We start from the raw sequence: 3,471 nt of genomic DNA, 5'->3' as shown, positions 1-3,471 counted from the left end.
GAGTAAAAGTTGCGGAATGAGCTGTATATCTTCGAAATGTATATTTTTCTTAAATCTTTTCTCAGCAAATAATTCTTTCCGAAAGATTTTATTGCAGGCAAAATAAGAAAGGTCTGCAAACACTGAAAAATGATTTTCCAGCACCATCATTTCGGGCATATTTGGAATTTGGGTAAGTTTCTGTTTTACAGTTCCGGCTTCATCTACTTTCTGCAGATTACAGATTACCATTTCGGCGCTGTGTTTTTTTGCAAGACGATACATTTCATCGAACATCTTTGCCGAAACCTCATCATCACTGTCAACAAAACCGATAAACTCCCCTTGCGCACGATCTAGACCAAAATTTCGGGCATCGCTTAATCCGCCGTTTTCTTTAATGAAGGATTTAATTTTTGAAGGAAACCGTTCTTTAAACTCATCAATAATCTGCTGCGAACCATCTTGGCTGCCGTCATTTATCACTAAAATTTCAATTTCCTGTAAAATTTGAGCAACCAAAGAACTCAAACATTTTCTTAGGTATTTTTCAACGTTGTAAACAGGAACAATGACTGAAACTTTAATCATACAACTCTTCTATTTTCTCAGGTGATACAGGTGATAATCCTGACCAATAGGCCTGATGCTGTAAATCCAGCGCAAAATTGCCGGGGCGTTCCGGTGAATTTCTGCAATTGGATAACTTTTTACAAACTGATAATGAGAGTCAAAATAAATATGGTCTGAAGCCGTCATTTTATAATAACTTTTTTCATCGCCAGGTTTATAAATGATGGTCACAATATAATCTGGACGAAACTCTTTAACTGAATTCATCCACCAGTGATTTTCGTCCTTCTGTATCTGAGCGGTAATTTTTTTATTGACCAAACCTACCTCATCGTACGTATAGAGATCGGTATAAAATGGAATTTTTCCGGCAGGTTCCAGAAGAATTGATTGGTCGATACCAGGGCTTTCGGTTTGAATATCCCTTGCAATCTGCATTCTCTGGGTCTCTTCCATATAGCCAATGGCCCAGGACTGCAGGATCTGGAAGCCATAAAGACCAAGACAGCATATAAAAACCGCAGGTACTAAAAACTTTCGCCTCGCCGGAACATATAAAAGCACATAATATAACACGATGATAAACAGAAAAACCCTTGGCAACCAATAATACCAGTCGAAGTACGCGCGCATAAAAGCAAAAACCGTTATTTTCAGTAATGCAAACGCAAGCATCGCAAGCAAAATAACTTTAATGGAAAACTGGGTTTGGGTTTTATCCTTAATAATTTGTTTCACAGCGTAAGCAAGTGCAGCCAGAAAACCCATAAAGATTAAAAACGTAAACAGAGAATATTTTTTAATCAGCCCGCCGTAATATGCCCATTGGTAAAGCAAAAATTCTAAACTGTTATTTTGGGTTAAATTTTTATAGGCAATTTTTTTAGCACTAATGGTGTGATTAACAAACTCTCCGAAATAAATAACGTTGAAAGAAACCACACTCACAACACCAATAATACCACCTAAAATAAAAACCAGGTTAAGCTTTTTTCTAATGATTACATCTGCAATGAAAAAGACGCCGAGAAAAATCACGGTATCAATTCTCGTCCAGAGCAGCAACACCGGAAAAATAAGATATGCCCAGTTTTTACCTTTCCGAATTCCAAAATAAATAAGTCCGCTGTAGAGAAAAAAGAGGATTCCGTATTCCATACCCAGACACGAAGCCGTGAGTGCCGGCGGAACAATATTTAGAAGAATTACAAATAGCCCACGGTTTATAACATTCTTACGGAACAGCACTTTCCCAAGCCAAAAAGAACCGATTCCAAAAAGAATACAGTTGAAAATGAGTAGCGGATAGATAAAATAATCACCGAAATTCAACTGAAAAAAAGTAGACACCAAAACATAAAGATGCGTGGTGGACGCCGAAAGCCTTTCTTCTCCGTTAAATCCTACAACTCCGTAATTCAACAGGTTTTTTGCGACCCTCCAAGTAATAAACGAATCCTCCTGAATGTGCTTTGTAAAAAATACAGGTATTTTGATGAGCACCGTGAGCAGCACCAGCAAAAAAGGATTGGAGAAAATACGGGGTAAAGATTTACTCATAATCGTAATTAAGGTGATAACGGTTGTAGCGCGCATACATTTGGCTGATGTATGGATGGTGTTTTTCCTCGATAAACCAAAAAATATGAAGCCGCTTATATCCTTGGGATTTCAGAAACTCTACCAGTTTAGGAGATTTTTGAGCCCAAAGTTCGATGACAAAAAGTGGTTTATGGGTTTTTACAAACTCTTGCATACCTTCTATAACCTGTTCTTCGTAACCCTCAACATCCACTTTTACAATACAGAAGTCGCTGATATTAAAATCTTTATAAAGATCATCAAACCGAAGAATCTGTACCTCATCTTTGTTATCGCCGTTTTTTTCTGTGACCGAGGCTTCGCCGAGTTCCAAACTATTGAAATAAATAGTACTGTTTCCAGTTTTATTACCCAGTCCTGCATTGAAAATGCGAACATTACCGTTTGTATGATTAACTTTTAAATTATTTTCCAGGGCCTGAAAATTGGTTTTCAAAGGCTCGAAAGAAATCACCTGCCATCCCTGTTTTGCCATTAGTGTACTGAAGCGGCCAATATGTGCGCCTACATCGATAAAAGTTCCTTTTTCACCATTCAGGAATTCCGTAAGAAATTGGGTAAGATCGGGTTCATAACTTTCGAGTGTGGCCCAAAAATCAATCGTGTCGGGGCGCGTTTCTAAAGTTACATTCTGGTATTTGAACTGAGCTTTCGGAAATTTGATGAAAACAGGAAGATTCAGATTCTTGGAAATATAATGATTATAAAAAGCCGCCAGAAAAAGTCTGCGGCTTCTGCGGTCGCCCACAAACTGGTTTTTGATGCTTTTTACCGTTTTTTTTAAGTGTTCTCTTCTAGTCATATAATTTTTGTTACCTGAATCGCATTTTTAGAATTTCAAAAAACATCAGTTTTTCAGGAAACGGCTGTTTAATTGTCCGCGTTTTGCCTCCTCGTATTCCAGGCGCGAACAGGGAATAAGATTTTCGGGCTTCTCATCATCACCAAAATACCATAAGCCGGAAAAACTGTCGCGCTGAAAAGCATACTGATCATCATCAATCATTACCCAAAACGTTTCGTATTGCCTTTCTTTCGGGTGCGAATGCTGAATATTGATCCCTTCAATCAAATGCCAGATCATCTGTGCCAAAAGCTGATGATTTATAAAAGTTTCGGATTGGGCGTTGAAGTTGAAAATTCCTACCGATTTCAGATTTTCGCTTAACCCGATTTCTTTCATATAGGCACAAATCTCGCGTCTGTTCAATCCGTTCACCTGAGGATTTACCGAGAACCCATCGCCCATACTTTCCACCGCATCGCAGTTTACGGTTACCAAATCGGCGCGCCGGAAAAAAGGTTCGGTTTTTTCGG

3 protein-coding genes and 1 pseudogene are annotated in these 3,471 nt (G+C 38.5%); all 4 read right to left on the bottom strand.

Annotated elements, in window-relative coordinates; genetic code table 11:
• On the bottom strand, positions 1-570 hold a 570-nt coding region (locus tag V5N63_RS00160), incomplete at its 3' end, for a glycosyltransferase family 2 protein (RefSeq protein ID WP_332031942.1).
• A gap of 9 nt (positions 571-579) precedes the next feature.
• Positions 580-2,112, bottom strand: coding sequence for a hypothetical protein (locus V5N63_RS00155; RefSeq protein WP_332031940.1), 1,533 nt, complete (start codon positions 2,110-2,112; stop codon positions 580-582).
• Positions 2,105-2,956 (bottom strand): FkbM family methyltransferase, encoded by an 852-nt coding sequence (locus V5N63_RS00150; RefSeq protein ID WP_332031938.1) that lies wholly within the window; start codon positions 2,954-2,956, stop codon positions 2,105-2,107. The genes V5N63_RS00155 and V5N63_RS00150 overlap by 8 nt, the downstream gene beginning before the upstream one ends.
• Positions 2,957-3,001: 45 nt before the next feature.
• A pseudogene (locus tag V5N63_RS00145) lies at positions 3,002-3,471 on the bottom strand (arginase); the annotation flags it as partial.

It is taken from the genome of Kaistella sp., from assembly GCF_032060305.1.
GTDB lineage: Bacteria > Bacteroidota > Bacteroidia > Flavobacteriales > Weeksellaceae > Kaistella > Kaistella yananensis.
Note: the sequence above shows the minus strand (reverse complement) of the source record. Positions and strands in the feature narration are given on the sequence as shown.